This window comes from Lysobacter yangpyeongensis (assembly GCF_042655745.1).
In the GTDB taxonomy this organism is placed as follows: Bacteria; Pseudomonadota; Gammaproteobacteria; order Xanthomonadales; family Xanthomonadaceae; genus Agrilutibacter; species Agrilutibacter yangpyeongensis.
On sequence record NZ_JBHSNM010000001.1, the window covers coordinates 162,375 to 182,815 of the forward strand.

At 68.0% G+C, this 20,441-nt stretch carries 21 protein-coding genes and 1 tRNA gene; 12 read left to right on the top strand and 10 right to left on the bottom strand.

Features of this window, described 5'->3' with window-relative positions; genetic code table 11:
• Nucleotides 1-90: 90 nt before the first annotated feature.
• Nucleotides 91-1,050: a ribokinase gene (locus ACFPN1_RS00670; RefSeq protein ID WP_386752117.1), complete on the top strand. Its 960-nt coding sequence runs from the start codon at nt 91-93 to the stop codon at nt 1,048-1,050.
• On the opposite strand, the gene ACFPN1_RS00675 is transcribed toward ACFPN1_RS00670, so the two are convergent.
• The 7 genes from ACFPN1_RS00675 to ACFPN1_RS00705 all read right to left on the bottom strand — a co-directional run bounded on the left by ACFPN1_RS00675 (nt 1,036) and on the right by ACFPN1_RS00705 (nt 7,789).
• Nucleotides 1,036-1,896: an alpha/beta hydrolase family protein gene (locus ACFPN1_RS00675; RefSeq protein ID WP_386752119.1), complete on the bottom strand. Its 861-nt coding sequence runs from the start codon at nt 1,894-1,896 to the stop codon at nt 1,036-1,038. The genes ACFPN1_RS00670 and ACFPN1_RS00675 overlap by 15 nt on opposite strands.
• Nucleotides 1,889-2,698 (bottom strand): bifunctional hydroxymethylpyrimidine kinase/phosphomethylpyrimidine kinase, encoded by an 810-nt coding sequence (thiD, locus tag ACFPN1_RS00680; protein WP_386752121.1) that lies wholly within the window; start codon nt 2,696-2,698, stop codon nt 1,889-1,891. The genes ACFPN1_RS00675 and thiD overlap by 8 nt, the downstream gene beginning before the upstream one ends.
• Nucleotides 2,695-4,410 (bottom strand): SulP family inorganic anion transporter, encoded by a 1,716-nt coding sequence (locus ACFPN1_RS00685; protein ID WP_386752123.1) that lies wholly within the window; start codon nt 4,408-4,410, stop codon nt 2,695-2,697. The genes thiD and ACFPN1_RS00685 overlap by 4 nt, the downstream gene beginning before the upstream one ends.
• 37 nt (nt 4,411-4,447) lie before the next feature.
• Entirely contained in the window at nt 4,448-5,155 is a 708-nt protein-coding gene (locus ACFPN1_RS00690) for a YoaK family protein (protein ID WP_386752125.1), read from the bottom strand.
• 6 nt (nt 5,156-5,161) lie between these two features.
• The gene (locus ACFPN1_RS00695) at nt 5,162-6,559 is read right to left on the bottom strand and encodes a PhoH family protein (RefSeq protein WP_386752126.1); all 1,398 of its coding nucleotides are present in this window, start codon (nt 6,557-6,559) and stop codon (nt 5,162-5,164) included.
• 97 nt (nt 6,560-6,656) lie between these two features.
• Nucleotides 6,657-7,142: a peroxiredoxin gene (locus tag ACFPN1_RS00700; RefSeq protein ID WP_386753996.1), complete on the bottom strand. Its 486-nt coding sequence runs from the start codon at nt 7,140-7,142 to the stop codon at nt 6,657-6,659.
• An 86-nt stretch (nt 7,143-7,228) separates the two neighbouring features.
• The gene (locus tag ACFPN1_RS00705) at nt 7,229-7,789 is read right to left on the bottom strand and encodes a glycine cleavage system transcriptional repressor (RefSeq protein WP_386752128.1); all 561 of its coding nucleotides are present in this window, start codon (nt 7,787-7,789) and stop codon (nt 7,229-7,231) included.
• Between the two features lie 222 nt (nt 7,790-8,011).
• Here ACFPN1_RS00705 and dapA point away from each other — a divergent pair, with 222 nt between their 5' ends.
• Entirely contained in the window at nt 8,012-8,911 is a 900-nt protein-coding gene (dapA, locus tag ACFPN1_RS00710) for a 4-hydroxy-tetrahydrodipicolinate synthase (protein WP_386752130.1), read from the top strand.
• A 20-nt stretch (nt 8,912-8,931) separates the two neighbouring features.
• Entirely contained in the window at nt 8,932-9,429 is a 498-nt protein-coding gene (locus ACFPN1_RS00715) for a hypothetical protein (protein ID WP_386752131.1), read from the top strand.
• A gap of 58 nt (nt 9,430-9,487) precedes the next feature.
• Here the strand turns inward: ACFPN1_RS00715 and fdxA are convergent, their stop codons facing one another.
• Complete coding sequence (fdxA, locus tag ACFPN1_RS00720; protein WP_386752132.1) at nt 9,488-9,811, bottom strand: ferredoxin FdxA; 324 nt, start codon at nt 9,809-9,811, stop codon at nt 9,488-9,490.
• A gap of 142 nt (nt 9,812-9,953) precedes the next feature.
• A tRNA-Glu gene (locus ACFPN1_RS00725) sits at nt 9,954-10,029 on the bottom strand.
• A gap of 152 nt (nt 10,030-10,181) precedes the next feature.
• Between ACFPN1_RS00725 and pcnB the strand changes: the two genes are divergently transcribed.
• The 6 genes from pcnB to pgi all read left to right on the top strand — a co-directional run bounded on the left by pcnB (nt 10,182) and on the right by pgi (nt 15,702).
• The gene (gene pcnB, locus ACFPN1_RS00730) at nt 10,182-11,513 is read left to right on the top strand and encodes a polynucleotide adenylyltransferase PcnB (protein ID WP_386752134.1); all 1,332 of its coding nucleotides are present in this window, start codon (nt 10,182-10,184) and stop codon (nt 11,511-11,513) included.
• Nucleotides 11,510-12,004, top strand: coding sequence for a 2-amino-4-hydroxy-6-hydroxymethyldihydropteridine diphosphokinase (folK, locus tag ACFPN1_RS00735; RefSeq protein WP_386752136.1), 495 nt, complete (start codon nt 11,510-11,512; stop codon nt 12,002-12,004). Before pcnB ends, folK begins: the two co-directional genes overlap by 4 nt.
• A gap of 4 nt (nt 12,005-12,008) precedes the next feature.
• Nucleotides 12,009-12,827 (top strand): 3-methyl-2-oxobutanoate hydroxymethyltransferase, encoded by an 819-nt coding sequence (panB, locus tag ACFPN1_RS00740; RefSeq protein WP_386752138.1) that lies wholly within the window; start codon nt 12,009-12,011, stop codon nt 12,825-12,827.
• Nucleotides 12,828-12,839: 12 nt separating this feature from the next.
• On the top strand, nt 12,840-13,682 hold the full coding sequence (gene panC, locus ACFPN1_RS00745) for a pantoate--beta-alanine ligase (RefSeq protein ID WP_386752140.1): 843 nt from the start codon (nt 12,840-12,842) through the stop codon (nt 13,680-13,682).
• Nucleotides 13,683-13,796: 114 nt separating this feature from the next.
• Complete coding sequence (panD, locus tag ACFPN1_RS00750; RefSeq protein ID WP_386752142.1) at nt 13,797-14,180, top strand: aspartate 1-decarboxylase; 384 nt, start codon at nt 13,797-13,799, stop codon at nt 14,178-14,180.
• Between the two features lie 10 nt (nt 14,181-14,190).
• Complete coding sequence (pgi, locus tag ACFPN1_RS00755) at nt 14,191-15,702, top strand: glucose-6-phosphate isomerase (protein WP_386752144.1); 1,512 nt, start codon at nt 14,191-14,193, stop codon at nt 15,700-15,702.
• A gap of 18 nt (nt 15,703-15,720) precedes the next feature.
• Here pgi and queG read toward each other — a convergent pair whose 3' ends face one another.
• Nucleotides 15,721-16,797, bottom strand: coding sequence for a tRNA epoxyqueuosine(34) reductase QueG (gene queG / locus ACFPN1_RS00760; RefSeq protein WP_386752145.1), 1,077 nt, complete (start codon nt 16,795-16,797; stop codon nt 15,721-15,723).
• 24 nt (nt 16,798-16,821) lie between these two features.
• On the opposite strand from queG, the gene ACFPN1_RS00765 reads away from it, so the two are divergent.
• From ACFPN1_RS00765 to ACFPN1_RS00775, 3 genes are all read left to right on the top strand, one after another.
• Nucleotides 16,822-18,306, top strand: coding sequence for an NAD(P)H-hydrate dehydratase (locus tag ACFPN1_RS00765; protein WP_386752147.1), 1,485 nt, complete (start codon nt 16,822-16,824; stop codon nt 18,304-18,306).
• 5 nt (nt 18,307-18,311) lie between these two features.
• Complete coding sequence (gene tsaE, locus ACFPN1_RS00770; protein ID WP_386753997.1) at nt 18,312-18,785, top strand: tRNA (adenosine(37)-N6)-threonylcarbamoyltransferase complex ATPase subunit type 1 TsaE; 474 nt, start codon at nt 18,312-18,314, stop codon at nt 18,783-18,785.
• A gap of 130 nt (nt 18,786-18,915) precedes the next feature.
• On the top strand, nt 18,916-20,424 hold the full coding sequence (locus ACFPN1_RS00775; protein ID WP_386752149.1) for an N-acetylmuramoyl-L-alanine amidase: 1,509 nt from the start codon (nt 18,916-18,918) through the stop codon (nt 20,422-20,424).
• Nucleotides 20,425-20,441: the final 17 nt, after the last annotated feature.

Below are 20,441 nucleotides of genomic sequence, written 5' to 3' on the forward strand. Positions count from 1 at the left end.
TCACGCCGTCGCGCAGGGCGTCGTGCCTCGCGCTCCGTTGCCATCGGCTATGTTCTGCAACACGCGGCCGGAGCCGCCATGGGAGCAGGCATGACATCAGGCAACACGGTGCTGGTCGCAGGGTCGGCGAACCTCGATTTCGTCGTACGTGCGCCGCATATACCGGCTCCGGGCGAAACCGTGCTGGGCAGCGACTTCAGCACGTTTCCCGGCGGCAAGGGCGCCAACCAGGCGGTTGCGTGCGCGCGCGCGGGCGGCGTCCGCACCCGCATGCTGCTTGCGCTCGGTAACGATGCTTACGCATTGCCGCTGGAACATTCGTTGCGCGAAGCGGGCGTCGAAGCCCACATCGTCCGCACGGGCGAGCCCACCGGTGTTGCCTTCATCTGCGTGTCCGACGAAGCGGAAAACGCGATCACGGTGGCGCCCGGCGCCAACAGCCAGCTCCGCCCCGAACATCTGCCCGATCTCGCCGGCGTCACGCACCTGCTGCTGCAACTGGAAACGCCCCTGGATCCGGTGCTGGCCTGGGCGCAGGCCGCGCGCGCGGCAGGCGTGCGCGTGGTGCTCAACGCAGCGCCGGCGCAAGCGCTTCCGCAGACCCTGTTGGAGAGCGTCGATGTGCTCATCGCCAACGAGGGCGAACTCGCCGCGGTCACCGGTGTGGAAGACGACATGGCGGCCGCCGTGGCCCGGCTGGGGCGAGTCGACGTCATCGTCACCCTGGGCGCCCGCGGCAGTTGCGCGCATACGCAGGGTGGCTGGGTGCTGCAGCCGGCATTCGAAGTCGACGCGGTCGACACGACCGGCGCAGGCGACACCTACTGTGGCGCCTTCGTGGCGGCGCTGGCCGCGGGCGACACGTTCGCTGAAGCCATGCGCCGCGCTGCCGCTGCCTCCGCCCTGGCCTGTACGCGCATGGGTGCGCAGGCGAGCATACCCGCGCGCGCGGAGGTGGAACTGATGCTCGCGCAGGGGCGCGAGCTCGCGCGCGACGAATTGCGCCGTTATTGCGAAATGAGCCGGGGATCGTCCTCACTCATCCCGTAGCAGCGCATCGACGACCGCTGCCGGCTGTTTCATCCATTCGAAATGCCCGGCCCGGGTTCCGAGTTGGTCCGCTGCGAGACAGTCGATGCGATGGCGCGTCCGCGGCAACTTCGACAACAGGTAGTGGCTCGAACCGACCGGCGCCAGCCAATCCCGCGCGAACACCACCGCATGCGCCTGCACGTCGAGGCGCACCATCCCGGCCTCCAGGTCGACCTCCAGTCCACGCGCGGCGTAGCGCCCGCTCAACGCAGAGCGTGCCCAATCGGCGATGACACTGCGCGATTCGTTGCGGCCGAAGCCGATGCTGCGGCCCGGCAGGAAGCCACGCCGCTCCGCCAGCCAGGGCAGGAAGCGATATGCCATCGGCAGCCACCAGCGCGTGCGCGGCGGGAAGCTGCGCCAATACGGCGAACCGCTGGCGACCAGCCACAGCCGCGATGCGCTGTCCGGATTCATTCCAAGATGGCAGCAGGCCAGCTGCCCACCGAGGCTATGGCCGCCGAGGATGCGGGGCAATCCGTCCATATGCGCGGAGACCGCGGCTTCGCTGGCGGGCAGGTCGAACGCGAGCAGCTCGCGATACCCCCAGTCGCTGTCGCGCGCCGGCCGCAGGCTGCTGGAGCCGATGCCGCGCCAGTCGTGGATGAACACCGCGACGCCACGTGCGCAGAGCGCCTGGGCGAAGGGCAGATAGTGCCGTGCCGCCACACCCATGGCCGGCAACCACAACAATCGTGAGTGCGCGCGCGCCGGGACGGTTGCGAGCAACTGCCACCGATGGCCGTCCGCCGCCTGCACGTCGATCGTCTTTACGTCGTTGGCCTGCACGGGGAGATCAGCCACGCGGGGCGGCTCCGAAATGATCGAGCACCACGACGTCGCTGCGTCCGGGACGATAGCCGCCGCGCAGCGCCGCGTTCACGTAATCGCCGGCGGCTCGGCAGGCGTCGTCCAGCGCGAGCCCGCGGCACAGGTTCGCGGCGACCGCGGAGGCCAGCGTGCATCCCGTGCCATGCGCTTCCAGCTGTAGCCGCGCATGGCGGAATTCGACGATTCCGGCGCCGTGGGCGAGCAGATCCACCACGTCGCCGCTATCGGCAAGATGGCCGCCCTTCAGCAGCACGGCGCGCGCGCCCCGTTGCAGCAGCGCCTCGCAGGCGCGGCGCATCGCGTCGTGGTTCGCGATCTCCCACCCCAGCAGCAGTTCCGCTTCCGGAAGATTGGGTGTGACCAGCGTCGCCAGCGGCAGCAGCCGGTTTCGCAGCGCGTCCAGTGCGTCGGGACGCAGCAGCTTTGCTCCGGACGTCGCGACCATTACCGGGTCGAGCACGACATGCGGCGGCCGATGGCGTTCCAGCGCATCGGCCACGGCGTGGATGACGTCGGCCGTGGCGAGCATGCCCAGCTTCACCGCACCGATGTCGAAATCCGCGAAGCAGGCGTCCACCTGCGCATGCAGGAATTCGACGGGCGGCACTTCCACGGCGGTGACGCCCCGCGTGTGCTGTGCGGTCAGCGCCGCAATCGCACTCAGGCCGTGCACGCGGTGCGCGGCAAAGGTCTTCAGGTCGGCCTGAATGCCGGCGCCGCCGCCGGAATCGGAACCGGCAATGGTCAGTGCGGAAACGGGGTGAGGTGAATTCATCGGTTGTCGTTAGTTGCGGCAACCAGCCGCCGTGCCAGTGCCAGTGCGGCTTCGTAATCGGAGACGAAGTGCAGTTCGCCTTCGCGCGGATGCAGTTGCATCTGTGCGACCACGCGCTGCGGTTGCGGCTGCAGACCCGAAACGACCAGGACGATGCCGCGCCGATGGCAGCGTTCCAGCAGGGCCTTGAGCGCATGCACGCCGCTGGCGTCGATCAGTGGCACCAGGCGCATGCGCAGGATGAAAACCTTGGGCGGCACGCGGAACTGGTCGAGCAGGTCGTCGAGGCGATTGGCCGCGCCGAAGAACAGCGCACCACTGATCTGGAAGGCCTCCACGCCCGGCGGAAGCCGGTCGCGTTGCGAGGGAGCCTTTTCGGTGGCGTCGTCCGCGCCGTTTTCCTCCACCAGTTTCACTCCCGAGCTGACCTCGAACGCGTCCGCCATGCGGAACATGAAGACGAACGCCGCCGTTACCAGGCCCGCTTCGATCGCGATGGTCAGGTCGAAGAAGACGGTGAGCAGGAAGGTCAGCAGCAGCACGAGACGGTCGCCCTTCGGGGCCGAGAGCGTGTGGCGGAAGGCCTCGGCCTCGCTGATGTTCCAGGCCACCACCAGCAGCACCGCAGCCAGTGCTGCCAGCGGGATGTAGCGCATGAAAGGCGCCAGCAGCAGCATGAACACCAGCAGGAATCCGGCGTGCACCATGCCTGCCATGGGCGTGCGGCCGCCCGCGCGCACATTGGTGGCGGTGCGGGCGATCGCGCCGGTGGCGGGCAGTCCACCGAACAGCGCGGAGGCGCTGTTGGCCACGCCCTGCGCGACGAGTTCCGCGTTGGACCGGTGACGGCCGCCGGTCATGCCGTCGGCGACGACGGCCGACAGCAGCGATTCCACGCCGGCAAGGAAGGCGATGGTGAGCGAGCTGGGCAGCAGTTCGCGCGTGCGTTCGAAGGGGATATGCGGGAAATCGAAAGTCGGCAGCGCCGAGGGCAGGGCGCCGAAACGCGAGCCGATCGTTTCCGCCGGCAGCGCCAGGCCGGTGCTCACCAGCGTGCAGGCCAGCAGTGCGATCAGGAACACCGGCCAGTTCGGCCGCCAGCGCCGCACCGCCAGGATCACGGCCAACCCCAGTGCGGTCAGCGCAATGGCGGCGGGCTGCGCGGTCGCGATGTGCTTCGCGTAGGCGGTCCAGCGCGGAAGGAATTCCGCGGGCACCGCGCCCATCTGCAGACCGAGCGCATCCTTGATCTGGCTGGAAAAGATACTCACCGCGATGCCGGCCGTGAAGCCGGTGATCACCGGCTGCGGCATGTACTTCATCAGCGTGCCCAGTCGCAGCAGGCCGGCCGCGATCAACATGAGGCCGGCAAGCAGCGTGCACAGGATCAGCCCGCCGTAACCGAACTGCTGGATCACGACGAACACGACGGGAATGAAGGCCGCGGTCGGTCCGCCGATCTGCACGCGCGAGCCGCCGAGCGCCGAGATCAGGAAACCCGCGACGATCGCGGTATGCAGTCCCTTTTCGGGCGTGGCGCCACTGGCGATCGCCAGGGCCATGGCCAGTGGCAGCGCCACGACGGCGACGGTCAGGCCGGCGAGGACGTCCGCGCGCAATTCGCGCAGGCTGTAGCCACCGCGCAACACCGTGTACGACTTCGGCACGAACAACGACAGGTAGTACCTGACGGTGAGTTGAGGTGTTTGCACGGATCCCCCGGGCATGCGGCGGTGCGGGCCGGGTCGGCTACGACTCCGACGGCCTGTCCGGCCCAGCGTCCTCGGCATCATGCTGCAAGGTGTGCCAGTGGCGGAAGGCCGCATAGCCGATGCCGACCAGTCCGGTCAGCACCGCCGGCACGGCCAGCGCGTCGTAGCCCAGATGGCGATAGAGCCCGGCACCCACGATGCCGCCCGAGAAGAAGCTGCTGATGATCAATCCGCTCAACGCCAGTCGCCGTCGTGGCAGCGCCATGCCGCGCAGCAGGTGCCCCAGGGCGATGCCGAGATCGGTGAACATCCCGCTCAGGTGCGTGGTGCGCACCACTGCGCCGCTGAAGGTCGTGGCCATCGCGTTCTGCAGGCCGCACGCCATCGCGGCCAGCAGGGCGCCGGCGGACTGGTGCTGCTTGAACAGGAACATCGCGGCGAACAGCAGGATCGATTCGATGGTCAGGGTGACGCCGTAACGACGCCCGAGCCGGAGCGTGCTGTCCTGGACGATCATGCCGCTCAGCGCGGCGCCGACGGTGAACGCGACTGCGACCCCCAGCAGTTGGCCGGCGGCGCGCTCGTCCCCAGCCACGATGGCGGCGCCAAGCAGGCTGGTGGTGCCGGTGAGGTGCGTCACGGCCTGGTGTTCGAAGCCGAGGTAACCGACCACGTTCACCATCCCGGCGACGCAGGCCAGCGAGCCGGCCCCGACCCAGACCCAACGGGGAAGCTGCACACCCATGGAGCGTTACATGACTTCCGAAGCGTAATCGGCCAGTCGCGAGCGTTCGCCACGGCGCAGGGTCACGTGCGCGCTGTGCGCCCAGCCCTTGAAGCGATCGACCGCATAGGTCAGGCCGGACGTCGTCTCCGTCAGGTACGGTGTATCGATCTGCTCGACATTGCCCAGGCACACGATCTTGGTGCCGGGGCCGGCGCGCGTGATCAGGGTCTTCATCTGCTTCGGCGTGAGGTTCTGCGCCTCGTCGAGGATCAGCCAGCGGCTGAGGAAGGTGCGACCGCGCATGAAGTTCAGCGAACGGATCTTGATGCGCGAAGCCAGCAGGTCGTTGGTCGCCGCGCGTCCCCAGCTGCCGCCTTCCGGGTTGTGCGTGAGCACTTCCAAGTTGTCGGTGAGCGCGCCCATCCATGGCGTCATCTTTTCTTCCTCCGTGCCGGGCAGGAAGCCGATGTCCTCGCCCACGCTGACGGTCGCGCGGGTCATGATGATTTCGCGGTAACGCTGCTGATCCATCGTCTGCGCCAGACCGGCGGCCAGCGCGAGCAGCGTCTTGCCCGTGCCCGCCGTGCCGAGCAGGGTGACGAAGTCGATCTCCGGGTCCATCAGTGCGTTGAGCGCGAAGTTCTGCTCGCGATTGCGCGCGGTGATGCCCCAGACGGCATGCTGGTTGTGGCGGAAGTCGTCGACGATCTGCAGGATGACGCGTTCGCCTTCGACATGCGCGACCTTCAGCTCCGCTTCCTCGTCGCCGGGCAGGTATAGGAACTGGTTCGGATACCAGTCGTCGCTCTCGCCCCGGCGGATCTCGTAGAACGTGCGGCCCTTTTCGGTCCAGGAGCGCAGGTCCTTGCCGTAGCGTTGCCAGAAGTCTTCCGGCAAAGCGGTCGAGCCGGTGTACAACAGGCTGAAGTCGTCCAGCGCGCGATCGTTCTCGTAGTCCTCCGAGTCGATGCCGGCGATCGACGCCTTGATGCGCAGGTTGATGTCCTTGGAGACGAACACCACCGGCGATCCGGGCTCGGCCTCCTTCAGCGCGAGGATCGCGCCCAGGATGTGGTTGTCGGGGATGACCGCCCCGAAGCGCTTGCCGGAATCGAAATCGCCGGTCTGGAAGCGCAGCCTGCCGATGCTCTGCGCGCCACGCAGCTGCAGGCCCTGCGGGCGGGTGAGGGGAATGCCTTCGGAAATCGAGCGCGTGCCGTGGCTCTCGACCAGCTCGTTGAGGAACCGGCTGACCTGTCGCGCATTGCGGCTGGCTTCGCTGGTGCCCTTCTTGCCGTTGTCCAGTTCCTCGATCACCTGCATGGGCAGGTAGACATCGTGCTCCTCGAACTTGAACAGCGCGGTGGGATCGTGCATCAGCACGTTGGTGTCGAGGACGTAGATGCGCTTGCTTCGGGTCATCATGCTTTCCTGGAGGCGAACCGCTCGAAAGCCGGGCAGAGGCAGGCCACCACGATCCCGCGCGGCGGGGTGGTGGAGTCGATGAAACACTGGGTGATCACTTCGTTGCGGCAGCCTTGAGTGCGTCGTACACGGCCTGGGCGTGGCCGGGGACTTTTACCGGGCGCCAGGACTGGACTATGACGCCCTTGGGATCGATGAGGAAGGTGCTGCGCTCCACGCCGATGTATTCGCGGCCGTAGAGCTTCTTCGGCTTGATGACGCCGAAGGCGTTGCACAGGGTTTCGTCCGTGTCGCTCACCAGGTCGAACCGGAAGCCCTGCTTCGCGCAGAAGTTCTGGTGCGACTTGAGAGAATCGCGCGAGACGCCGAGTACGGTGGCGCCCAGCTTCCTGAATTTCGGTAGCAGCGCGTTGAAGTCCAGGCCCTCGGTGGTGCAGCCGGGCGTGCTGTCCTTCGGATAGAAGTAGAGCACCAGCCATTGGCCCTTGTAATCGGACAGGCGGCCGCTCGTGCCGGCGGAGGTCGTGCTGCTGGAAAGCGCGATGGGCAGGTCGGGGATCTTGTCGCCAGTGTCCAGCATCGGTTTCTCTGCCTGTTGCACCGGTGGTTGCGGTGCGGTGTCGCGCTTGGTGCCAGCGTGCCGGAGTCGTTCCGGCACCGCAATCATCAGAACTTCATCGGATCCATGATCGCGTCGAGGTTAAGGTGATCGCAGAATTCGAGGAAGTCATCGCGCAGCGCAGCAATGTGCATGCTCGCCGGCACGCCGATCGTCACCTGTGCGGAGAACATGTCCGCACCGGTCTGCATGGCGCGGTAGCGCGAGCAATGCAGGCTCTCGATGGTGATGCCCTGGCGGTCGAAGAAATCGGCCAGCTGGAACAGGATGCCGGGCTTGTCGGCGGCCACGACTTCGACGACATACGGAAGCAGGTTCGACTGGATCTGCTTGGGACCCGTGCGATACCAGTTGAGCTTGAGCCCTTCTTCTCGCTCCAGGCGCGCGAGCATGGCTTCCAGTTTGGCCACCGCGTCCCACGGACCGACGGCCAGTGCCGTGACCGAAACATCGCGTCCCACTGTCGACAGCCGTGCATCGACGAGGTTGCAGCCGCTGTCCGTGATGCGTCGGGTCACCGACAGCAGCGGCGACTCCGGATGCGTCGTGTAGGCGTTGATCAGGAGGTGGTTTTCGTTCGGCGACGGCCGGGGAGCGTTGTCGGTCAAGGCGGCGCCTGGGCAGTGGGGGCAGGATGCCCGGATCGTTGGAACAGGATGTCCCGGCAGCAGGGTCGGGAACGCGGCCAGCATACTTGCCCGCGGTTTCGCGCCGCAAGTAACATTCAGGTCCATTCCGGGAGCCTGATTGCCGCTTCCAGCGCCGGATCACGCGGACACGAAGACTCCGCGCGATCTGACTTCATCAACGCTCTTCCAAGGCCTACCGACTTGCGACTTTCCGGCAGCATCACTGCGCTGGCGACACCGTTCAACGCCGCGGGCGAACTCGATCTGGACGCCTGGGAACGCCTGCTCGGGCAGCAGCTGGATGGTGGCACGCAGGCCATCGTCGTTGCCGGTTCGACCGGCGAGGCGGCCGCGCTCTACGACGGCGAATTCGACATCCTGCTGCGCAGCGCCGTCGAGTTCGTCGCGGGCCGCATTCCCGTGCTGGCAGGCACGGGACTTTCGAATACCGCGAAGACCATCGAACAGACGCGCCGTGCTGCCGCACTCGGCGCGGATGCCGCGCTTGTCGTCACCCCGCCTTACGTACGTCCGACCCAAGCCGGGCTGATCGCGCACTATCGCGCCATCGCCGACGACGAGGCGCTTCCGGTGGTCCTCTACAACGTGCCGGGCCGCACCGGTGGCGACCTGCTTCCCGAAACCGTCGCGGAACTGTGCGCGCACCCACAGATCGTCGGCATCAAGGAAGCGCGCGCCGAAGCGGACCGCATGACTGCGTTGCTGGAATTGCGCAGCAGCGATTTCGTCGTGCTCAGTGGCGACGATCCGACGGCGTGCCGCGCGATGCTGGCTGGAGCGGACGGCGTGATTTCCGTGGCTTCCAACGTGCTGCCGGCGGCCATGCGCAAGTTGTGCGACCTGGCGCGCGCGCACAAGGTCGACGCAGCGCGCGATCTCGATGCGCAACTGCAGCCGGTGTTCGATTTCCTCGGTGTCGAACCCAACCCCGTTCCGGTGAAGGCGCTGCTGGAACTGCACGGCGTCGGCCGTGGTCTACGCCTTCCCCTGCTTTCCTTGTCCGCCGCGCATGCCGATGCGGCGTCCGCCATCGCCCTGCGGGTGCGCGAGCTCGAACAAGCCTGCACCGACGCGGCCTGACCTTATCCAGGAGAACCTCCATGCGCCTGACCCGTTTCGCCACCGTTGCCGTGGTCCTGGCAGCCGTCCTTGCGACCTCCGGCTGCAGCTGGTTCCGCCGGGAAAACAAGCTTTACGCGGCCGATCCCAGCAGCCGTCCGCTGGAGGTCCCGCCCGATCTCGACATGCCGCGTACCGAAGGTGCGGTCGTGGCTCCCGGCGCGCCGGTTACCGCCTCGGGTCGCACGGCGCCGGTCGCGGGGGTGTCGAACGGGTTCACGGTTGCGGGCAGCCGCGACGAGGTCTTCGCAAAAGTCGGCGATGCGCTGGCTGCGGTGGAAGGTCTCTCGATCGCCAGTCGCGCCCAGCTGCTGGGCGTGTACGACGTGGCTTACGAAGGCAGCAACTTCCTGGTGCGCGTGAGCGCCGTCGATGCCGGTGCCTACGTGGCGGCGGTCGACCCGCGCGGACAGCCGGCAACCGGCGAGGCGGCCGTAAAGGCGATCGCGGCGCTGAAGACGGCCCTGGGCGGCAATTGAGGGCCGGCAGACGCACATGAAAAAACGGGCGCCTGGCGCCCGTTTTTTTGCAGGAAGCTCAGCGCTCCAGCAGGTCGATCTTGCCCGGCTTGCCTTCCCACTCCTTCGCGTCGGGCAGGGCGTCCTTGCGGGTAGTGATCACCGGCCATGCCTTTGCGAGCTCCGCGTTGAGCGCGACGAACGCTTCCTGGCCGGCGGGGACATCGTCCTCCGGATAAATCGCATTGACCGGGCACTCGGGTTCGCACAGCGTGCAGTCGATGCACTCGTCCGGATCGATCACCAGGAAGTTGGGCCCTTCGTGGAAGCAATCCACCGGGCACACCTCGACGCAATCGGTGTACTTGCACTTGATGCAGTTCTCGGTGACGACGAAGGGCATGGGATGCTTCCCTTGAGCGATGTGTTGAATGCGCCGGCTAGTTTAGCGATTCGCGGTTCGGTCGACGCAATCGCCAGGCAACAAAAAACCCGGCCAGGCCGGGTTTCTGTCCAGGACCCTATCTCAATTCGGGCCTGCGGTATGGCGCTCCCTACGGGATTCGAACCCGTGTTTTAGCCTTGAGAGGGCCACGTCCTAGGCCTCTAGACGAAGGGAGCATGAAGCTTGGGAGCAGGAACCCTGCACCTCGCGTCCCGGCATCCGCCTGAACGCAGACTGCTAGTATACGCAGCGCCATTGCCGCCGGGCAATTGGTGGCGCGCGAGCGCAGTTCACTCCCGTCCGACAGGGACCGCGGCACGAAACCTAGATGTCCGAATTCCACAACATCCCTACCACGCTGCGGGTGATTCCGCGCGACCAGCACAACGTCTCGCGCCGGGACGTCAGCCCCAATGCCCTGCGCGTCCTGTACCGGTTGCGCGAAAGCGGCTTCGGCGCCTACCTCGTGGGTGGCGCGGTACGCGACCTGCTGGTGGGCGGGCATCCCAAGGATTTCGACGTCGCCACCGACGCCACCCCGGAACAGGTCAAGCAGCTCTTCCGCAATTGCCGGCTGATCGGCCGGCGTTTTCGCCTGGCCCACGTGGTGTTCGGTCGCGAGATCATCGAAGTCGCTACCTTCCGCGCCAACGCCGATGACGGCAGCGGCGATCGCGAAACGCATGAAGGCGGGCGCGTGCTGCGCGACAACGTATTCGGTTCGATCGAGGACGACGCCGTCCGCCGCGACTTCACCGCCAACGCGCTGTATTACGCGATCGAGGATTTCTCGGTGCGCGATTACGTCGGCGGTTTCGAAGACGTGCGGAACCGCGTCCTGCGCCTGATCGGCGACCCGGAAACGCGTTATCGCGAAGATCCGGTTCGCATGCTGCGCGCCGTGCGTCTGGCGGCGAAGCTCGACTTCCAGATAGAACCCGCGACCGCCGCGCCCCTCCCGCGCCTGGCGCCACTGCTTGCGGAAGCGGCGCCGGCGCGGCTCTTCGAAGAGTGCCTCAAGCTGTTCCTCACCGGACATGCGGCGGCGAGCTTCGAAGGACTCGAGCGCCACGGTCTGCTCGACGTGCTGTTCCCGGAATCGGCGCTTGCCCTGAAGTCGAACCGGAGCGGTGCGCTGCGGCGCATGGTCATCGCCGGCCTGCGTGGCACCGATGCACGGGTGGCGAACGATGAACCCGTGTCGCCGGCGTTCCTGTTCGCGCTGTTGCTGTGGCCGGCCTATTGCCGCGCCCTGGCGCAGTTGCAGAGCGGCGGCATGCATACGGCGGAAGCGGAGCGTCGCGCGGCGGACCGGGTCACCGTCCACCAGCTCAACACCATCGCGCTGCCGCGCCGCTTTTCGCTGCCGATGCAGGAAATCTGGCTGCTGCAGTCGCGGTTCTCGCAGCGCCAACGCAAGCGCGTCTTCCGCCTGCTGGCGCATCCTCGTTTCCGCGCAGCGTTCGACTTCTTCAGTCTGCGTCTTTCCGCATCGCCCGAGCACGCGGACGACGTGGCGTTCTGGCGCGAAGCACAGCAGCAGCCCGGAGACGCGCTGGCGGCCCAGCTCGACGCGCAGCCATCCGCCAACGATGCCGAGGGCGCACCGCGCAGGCGTCGCCGGCGGCGTCGCGGCGGTTCTTCGGCGGGCGGCGAGTGAGCGCAGCGACCGTTGCCCTGATCGGGCTCGGCGGCAATCTGGGCGACGCCGCCGCCACGCTGCGCCAGGCGTTCCAGGCGCTCGACGCGCTGCCGCACACCCGTCTGCTGCGCGCCTCCCGGCTGTATCGCAGCCGTGCCTGGGGGCGAACCGACCAGCCCGACTTCATCAACGCCGTGGCGATGATCGAGACGTCGCTGGACGCGCGCGAACTGCTCGATGCGATGCTGGCGATCGAACACGAGGCCGGTCGCGAACGAAGCGAAGACGATCGGTGGGGGCCGCGCACGCTCGACCTCGACCTGCTGTTGTACGGCGACGCGGTGATCGACGAGCCGGGATTGCACGTTCCGCACCCGAGGCTGCACGAACGCAGCTTCGCGCTCGTGCCGCTGGTGGAAGTGGCGCCGGATGCGATGATTCCCGGCATCGGATCGGCGCGCGCGATGCTTGCTGCAATGGAACCCACGGACGTCGAAGCGTTAGGCTAACCGGATGTATACCTCCACGCCGCAGGACAAACCCTGGACCGTGCCGATGCTCGCGGATGCCAAGCGCGACAGCCGCAAGCTGGTGATGCTGACGGCTTACGACGCCAGCTTCGCGCGCACTTTCGAGGCGGCCGGCACCGACATCATCCTGGTCGGCGATTCGCTGGGCATGGTGGTGCAGGGCCATGGCAGCACGCTGCCGGTGACGGTGGCCGACACGGCCTATCACGTCGCCTGCGTCGCGCGCGGACTTTCCAGGGCCTTGCTGGTGGCGGACCTGCCGTTCCAGTCCGATGCGACTCCCGAACGCGCCCTGGACGCCGCCACCACGCTGCTGCAGGCCGGTGCGACGATGGTCAAGCTGGAAGGCGCGGGCCACAAGCTCGATGTCATCCGTTTCCTGGTCGAGCGCGAGATTCCGGTGTGCGCGCACCTGGGCCTGACGCCGCAGTCGGTGCTGCGCCTGGGCGGCTACAAGGTGCAGGGACGCGACGAGGTGGCCGCGGCCAGACTGCGCGCGGATGCACGCGCCGTCGCGGAGGCCGGTGCGGCGATGCTGGTGCTGGAGTGCGTCCCCAGTGCGCTGGCGCAGGCGATCACATCCGACTTGACCATTCCCACGATCGGCATCGGTGCCGGCCCGCATTGCGATGGCCAGGTGCTGGTGCTCCATGACCTGCTGGGCGTGAACAGCGGACACCGCCGCCCGAAGTTCGTGAAGGATTTCCTCGCGGAAGCCGGCACCGTGGCCGGTGCGGTCGCGGCATTCGCGGCCGCCGTGCGCGAGGGGCGCTTTCCCGACGCGGCCCACTCCTACGACTGACGCACAGCCCCGATGATCGATGTCGTCACCGAACTGCCGGCCCTGCGCGAGCGCGTGGCCGGATGGAAGCGCGATGGCCAGCGCGTCGCCTTCGTTCCCACGATGGGCAATCTCCACGCCGGGCATTACTCGCTGGTCGAACTGGCGCGTCGCCATGCCGACCATGTGGTGGCCAGCGTGTTCGTCAATCCGACGCAGTTCGGGCCGAACGAGGATTTCAGCCGTTATCCGCGCACGCCGCAGGCCGATGCCGCGGGGCTGGACGCCGCCGGATGTGAGCTGCTGTGGTTGCCTTCCGTGGACGCGATGTATCCGTTTGGCGTCGATGCCACGGTGCGGGTGAGCGTTCCCGGCGTGACCACCACGTTGGAAGGCGAGCACCGCCCCGGGCACTTCGACGGCGTGGCGACGGTCGTGGCGCGCCTGTTCAACCAGGTACAGCCCGACGTGGCGGTATTCGGTCGCAAGGACTACCAGCAGCTGGCGGTGATCCGCTACATGGTCCGCGACCTGGCGTTCCCCATCGAGATCGTGGCGGCCGAAACGCGGCGCGAAGCCGACGGCCTGGCGATGAGTTCGCGCAACCAGTACCTCTCGCCCGACGAGCGGCCGGTCGCCGCCGGGATCCACCGCTGCCTGCAGGCGATGCGCGAGTCCGTGCGCGCGGGCGCCCCGCGCGAACGCGTCGAAGCCGACGCGGTGGCGCGGCTCGAGGTGGCCGGTTTCCGGGTCGACTACGCCGTGATCCGCGACCCGGACCTCAACCTGCCGGACGGCCCCGGGCCGCGCGTGGCGCTCATTGCGGCACGTCTGGGACGCACGCGGCTGATCGACAACCTCGAATTCGAGGCCTGAGCCGCCGGCCAGCCAAACGGACGGTGACGGGACGCCGCGTTCCATGTTGCACCGCGCCATGCGCTGCTAAACTGCGGTTTTCTCGCCGCCAAGCCCGGCGGCCGGAGACCCGACATGCAACTGAACGTCCTCAAAGCCAAGATCCACCGCGCCAGCGTCACCCACGCCGAGCTGCACTACGAAGGCTCCTGCGCGATCGACGGCCGTCTGCTCGACATCTCGGGTATCCGCGAGTACGAGCAGATCCACATCTACAACGTGAACAACGGCGCCCGTTTCGTCACCTACGCGATCCGCGGCGAGGAAGGCAGCGGCGTGATTTCCGTGAACGGCGCGGCCGCTCACTGCGCGCAGCCGGGTGACCTGGTCATCATCTGCGCCTACGGTGTGTGCGACGAGGCCGAGGTCGCCAAGTACAAGCCGACCTGCGTCTACGTCGACCGCCAGAACCAGCTGACCCACACCAACCACTCCATGCCGCAACAAGCCGCGGCCTGATCGGAGCGCCATGCCCGCCGAGCATCGGTTCGAACAACTCAGGGCCCAGGCACAGCGCCTGGCGGAAGTGGATCTGAATTCGATGCTGCGGGCCGATCCGGCCCGCGCGCAGGACTTTGCCCTGCGGGTGGGCCCGGTCTACGCCAACTTCGCCCGCCAGGGGTACGACCGGGCGGCGCTGGACGTCCTGTTCGACCAGTTCGACGCCGCCAGCGGCCCGGGGCGCCTGCACGCGCTGTTCGCCGGGGAGACGGTGAATCCGACCGAATCCCGGCCGGCCCTGCACACGGCCCTGCGCGGCAACCTGGCGGCGGGACCGGTCGCCGCCGATGCCCACGCGCAGGCCCAGGAGGGACGCCGCCGGATGCGCGGCTTGATCCAGGCGCTGGCCGGGAGCGAGGTCACGGACATCGTTAGTGTCGGGATCGGTGGCTCGGATCTGGGCCCGCGCCTCGCGGTCGATGCGCTGTCCCCGCCGGTGCCGGGCCGCTTCCGCGTCCACTTCCTCTCCAACGTCGATGGCGCCGCCGCGCAGCGCACATTGGCCGGCCTCGATCCAGCCCGCACGGCCGTACTGCTGATCTCCAAGAGCTTTGGCACCCAGGAGACCCTGCTCAACGGCGCGATCCTGCGGCAGTGGCTCGGCGACGATTCGCGCCTGTTCGCGATCACCGCCAACCCGGCGCGCGCCGCCTCCGCATTCGGCGTCGCGGTCGACCGGATCCTGCCGATGTGGGACTGGGTCGGCGGGCGTTACTCGCTGTGGTCTGCCGTCGGGTTGCCGATCGCGCTGGCCATCGGACCGGACCGCTACGACGAGCTGCTGGCCGGTGCCGCCGAAATGGACGCGCACGTGCTCGAAGCCGCGCCACGTCGCAACCTGGCCGCCTGGCATGCGCTGACTGCGGTGTGGAACGTCAATGCGCGCGGCTTCGCCACCCAGGCGGTGATGCCGTACGACGAGCGCCTCAGGCTGCTGCCGAACTACCTGCAGCAGCTGGTGATGGAGAGCCTCGGCAAGTCGGTGAAGCTGGACGGCTCGCCGGTCGACGTGCAGACCGTGCCGGTGTGGTGGGGCGGTGTCGGCACCGATTCGCAGCACAGCTTTTTCCAGGCGCTGCACCAGGGTACGCAGATCGTGCCGGTGGATTTCGTCGGCGTCGCGCACGGCGACGATCCTTATCGCGACAACCACGACGCGCTGCTGTCGAACCTGCTGGGCCAGGCCGAAGCGCTCGCGAACGGGCAGGGCAACGCCGATCCGCATCGCGCGTACGCGGGCAACCGTCCCAGCACGATGATCCTGCTCGATGCGCTCACACCGCGCGCGCTGGGCGCGCTGCTCGCGCTGTACGAGCACAGCGTCTACCTGCAGGCGGTGCTGTGGGGGATCAATCCGTTCGACCAATTCGGCGTCGAACTCGGCAAGCAGGTCGCCAACCGGCTGCTGCCCGCGGTGCGCGGCGAAGCGGCGGCGGACGACGCGGTGACGCGGACGCTGCTGGCCGAACTGGCGAAGTAAGCGGAGACGATCGCGGCGCTACTGCACGCCGTGACGTGCGAGCGCCCATGCCACGTGCTCGCGCACGACGGCGTTGTCGCTGCCACGCCGCGACTGCAAGGCGGCGATGATCCCGGGCGTGGTCGGAGCATTGCCCAGCGCGATGGCGATATTGCGCAGCCAGCGCTCGTGGCCGCTGCGACGGATCGCGGTGCCTTCGGTGCGTTGCAGGAATTCCGCCTCCTCCCACGCGAAAAGTTCGACCAGCGTCGCTTCGTCCAGGTTGTTGCGGGCGCGGAAATCGGGTTCGTCGGTGCGCCGGGCGAACTTGTTCCAGGGGCACACGAGTTGGCAGTCGTCGCAACCGAAGATGCGGTTGCCGATCAACGGGCGCAGTTCCTCGTCGATCGAACCCTCGTGCTCGATGGTCAGGTAGGCGATGCAGCGCCGCGCATCGAGGCGATGCGGTGCGACGATCGCGCCGGTGGGGCAGACGTCGATGCAGCGCGTGCAGGTGCCGCAGTGGGCGGTCGCCGGCGCGTCGATGGGCAAGGGCAGGTCGACGTAGATTTCGCCGAGGAAAAACCACGAGCCGCCGTCCTTGTCGATCAGGCAGGTGTGCTTGCCGATCCATCCCAGCCCGGCATTGCGTGCCAGCGCGCGTTCCAGCACCGGCGCCGAATCGACGAACACGCGATGGCCGAACGGGCCGACTTCCTCCGCGATGCGGTCGGCGAGTTTCTGCAGTCGCTGCCGCATCAGCTTGTGGTAGTCGCGTCCCAGCGCATAACGCGCGACGTAGGCGCGCTCGCCGTCGGCCAGCGTCTGCCAGGCTTCTTCGTCGTCGCGCCTGCCGTAATCGAGTCCGACCGAGATCACCCGCAGCGTGCCGGGGACGAGGTCTTCCGGACGCGATCGCTTCTCCCCATGCCGCGCCATCCAGTCCATCGAGCCGTACAGGCCTTTCGCCAGCCAGTCGCGCAGGTATGCCTCGTCCTCGCCCAGTTCGATGCCGGCGATGCCGCAGCGCTGGAAACCGAATTCGCCTGCGAGCGCGCGGATGCGGCCAGCCAATGCGGCATAGTCGGGTTCGGGCCGGGTGAAACGGTCGCTCATGGGACGCAAGTATAAAATCGCGCGATGCCAGGCCCCTCACACCTGTTCAATGTCGCCGCCCTGCGCGGCGTGGAAGCGCGCGCGACCAGCGCGCTGGGTGATGGTTTCGAGCTGATGCGCCGGGCCGGGCAGGCCGCCTGGCGCGAATTGCTGCAGGCCTGGCCGCAGGCGCAGCGCATCGTCGTGGTGTGCGGCCCCGGCAACAATGGCGGCGACGGATACGTGCTGGCACGCCATGCGCTGATGGCAGGACGGCAGGTCGAGGTGTTCCGACTGGCAGAGCATGCGCCGCGCAGCGAACTGGCGATGCATGCGTGCCGCGATTACGAAGCCGCATTCGGTCGCGTGCAGTCGTTCGAAGGCCACCTGCCCGTGGCGGATGTGGTCGTGGATGCCCTGTTCGGCATCGGCCTGGCGCGCGCGCCGGATGCGCAGGGCAATGCACTGATCGAGGCGATCAACCGCCACGAAGCGCCGGTATTCGCGCTCGATGTGCCCAGCGGCGTCGACAGCGATCGCGGCAGCGTGCCGGGCAACGCCGTGTTCGCCACCCGCACGCTGGAATTCATCGCCCACAAGATGGGATTGCATACCGGAGCCGCGCTCGATCATTGCGGCCATACCGCTCTGGCGTCGCTGGATCTCGCCCCGGGCCTCGTGGCCGACACGCCTGCCGGCGCGATGTTGTTGCGGGGCGACGACCTCGCGCGCTGGCTGCATCCGCGCCGTCGCGATTCGCACAAGGGCGCGAACGGGCGCGTGCTGTGCGTCGGCGGCGACTTCGGTGGCGGCGGCGCGATCCTGCTGTGCGCGCAGGCGGCCCTGCGCTGCGGCGCAGGGCTGGTCGATGTCGCTACCCGGAAGGAACACGTTCCCGCGTTGCTCGCCCGCACGCCGGAAGCGCTGGCGCATGCGATCGACGACGAGCATGGCTTCGACGCATTGGCGCAGCGCGCCGACGTGATCGCGATCGGTCCGGGGTTGGGGCAGGAAGACTGGGGCAGGGCGCTCCATGCGCGCTGCCTCGCTTCGCGCAAACCGCTGGTGCTGGATGCGGATGCATTGAACCTCGTGGCGATATCACGCCAGCGCCTGCCGGCGGATGCGGTGATCACGCCGCATCCGGGCGAAGCGGCGCGATTGCTGGACAGTTCGACCACGCAGGTGCAGGCCGACCGTTTCGGCGCCGCCCGCGATCTCGCTTTGCGCTATCGCTGCACCGTGGTGCTGAAGGGGGCCGGGACCATCGTTGCTTCCTCGGATCGCTTGCCGTGCGTGATCGATGCAGGCAACCCCGGCATGGCCACCGGCGGCATGGGCGATGTGCTCACCGGCACGATCGCGGCGTTGCGCGCGCAGGGCCTGGAGGCCTTCGATGCCGCCGGCGCCGGCGCCCTCTTGCATGCACTGGCAGGTGATGCGGCCGCGGAGGACGGTGAGCGCGGACTGCTGCCGTCGGACCTGATGCCCTGGCTGCGGCGATGGGCGAATCCCGGAGCGAGGACGTGATTTCGATGCTGCTTCCCGACGCCGACGCCACCAACGCACTGGGCGTCGCGCTGGCCCGCGCGCGCCCCGCAAAGGGCGTGCTCCACCTGTACGGCGACCTCGGTGCCGGCAAGTCCACGCTGGCCAGGGCGCTGCTGCGCGAACTCGGCGTCACCGGCGCCATCCGCAGCCCCACCTACACGCTGGTCGAGCGGTATCCCCTCTCGACGGGGGGCGAGGCGTGGCACCTCGACCTTTACCGCATCGCCGACGGCGGCGAACTCGAATTTCTCGGTCTGGACAGCGATGAGGCGGCCCTGTGGCTGGTCGAATGGCCGGAACGCGGGGGCGGCCTGCTGCCACCGGCGGATCTGAAGATCGAGCTGGCCGTGGCTGGCGATGGCCGCCGCGCCGGGGTGACCCCCATGACCGAAGCGGGACAGGCCTGGCTGCGGCGGATGCAGACCGTACGACAGCAGGGAGTTGCGGCGGACTCCTGAACGATCCGGAAGGAAAGGACGGCAGGTGCCGGATTCGTAAGGAAAAAATGCTTGACGTTCCCCCATGGCCGGTGCTTGACTACCGGCCATGCGCGTATCGGGGGCTACCGTCCAGAAATTCCTGCTTGGCATGGCGCTGCTCTTCGCGCTTGCCTGGAATCTCGCACATGCCAGTGAAATCAATGGCTTGCAACTGACCGCCGGGGCCACCGGCACGCGTGCCGAGATTGCGCTGGACCGGAACGTCGATTTCAAGGTCATCCGCCTCTCCGCTCCCGAACGGCTGGTGATCGACCTGCCTGCCACCGGCATCCGTCGCGGGCTGGCGTTGCCGGCGGGCGTCGGCGTGGTCCGGTCGGTCCGCAGCGGCCAACCACAGCCTGGCACTGCCCGCATCGTGTTCGATCTCGCCCAGCCGGTCGCCGTGCTGAACCCGCACATCGAGCAGGGCGCCGCCGGCCCGAAGCTGGTGCTGGAATGGCCGGGCGATGGTGCTGAAAGCCTCGCCGCGGCCAGCAAGGCGACACCGCAATCCCAGGGTGGCCAGACGGCGCCCGGAACCCCGGGCGCCGCGACGGAAGCGTCCACGCCCGAGGACGTCGCAGCCTCCAATGCCGCGACGACCCGGCTGATTTCCGAGCTCGCTGCGCGCAGCGAAGTCAAAAAGTTCGATACCGCACCCAGGGACGCTTCGACGGGAACGTCGGCGGTCCCGGGCAGCGGCGCAACTAACGGCGTGACGGGCGACTCTGCCGCTGCGACCGCGACAGTTGCAGCGTCGACCGATTCCGCTTCGACCAAGGCGCCGGCATCGACACCGTCTTCGCCGCCGGTGGATGCGGTGAAAACCATGAAGGACGTGATGCGCAGTCGCGGCATGCGTCCCCTGATCATCGCCATCGATGCCGGCCACGGCGGGCAGGATCCCGGTGCTACCGGTCTGCACGGCAAGCGCGAGAAGGACGTCACCCTGGCAGTCGCGCGCGAACTCGCGCGCCAGATCAACGCGACGCCCGGGCTCAAGGCATACCTCACCCGGGATACCGATGTCTTCATCCCGCTCAACAACCGCGCGCAACTCGCCCGCCGCGCGGGGGCGGACATGTTCGTGTCCATCCATGCCGACGCGGCCGAAAACCGCTCGGCCAGCGGCTCTTCCGTGTACGTGCTGTCGCTGAAGGGCGCGTCCTCGCAGCGCGCGCGCTGGCTTGCCGACAAGGAAAACGCCTCCGACCTGATCGGCGGCGTGCGCCTGGAAAAGACCAGCGGCACGCTGGCTTCGGTCCTGATCGACCTGACCCAGAGCGGCCAGATGAAGGCCTCCGAGGACGCGGCCACGCACGTGCTGGACGGCCTCAGCCGCATCGGCCGCAATCACAAGCCGCATATCGAGCGGGCCAACTTCGCCGTGCTGCGCACGTCCGACATGCCGGCCATGCTGGTGGAAACCGCCTTCATCTCGAATCCGGAAGAAGAACGGCGCCTGAGCGATCCCGCCTACCAGCGCCAGCTGGCGCGCGCGGTGCTCGACGGAGTCAACACGTTCTTCCTGCGGCAGCCGCCGCCGGGCACCCTGTACGCGGCGCAGGCGTCCTCCGGATCGATCGGTGCGGCCGGCGCGGGGCTGGGCACCGACTGACCGGCGCACGGTGGGAT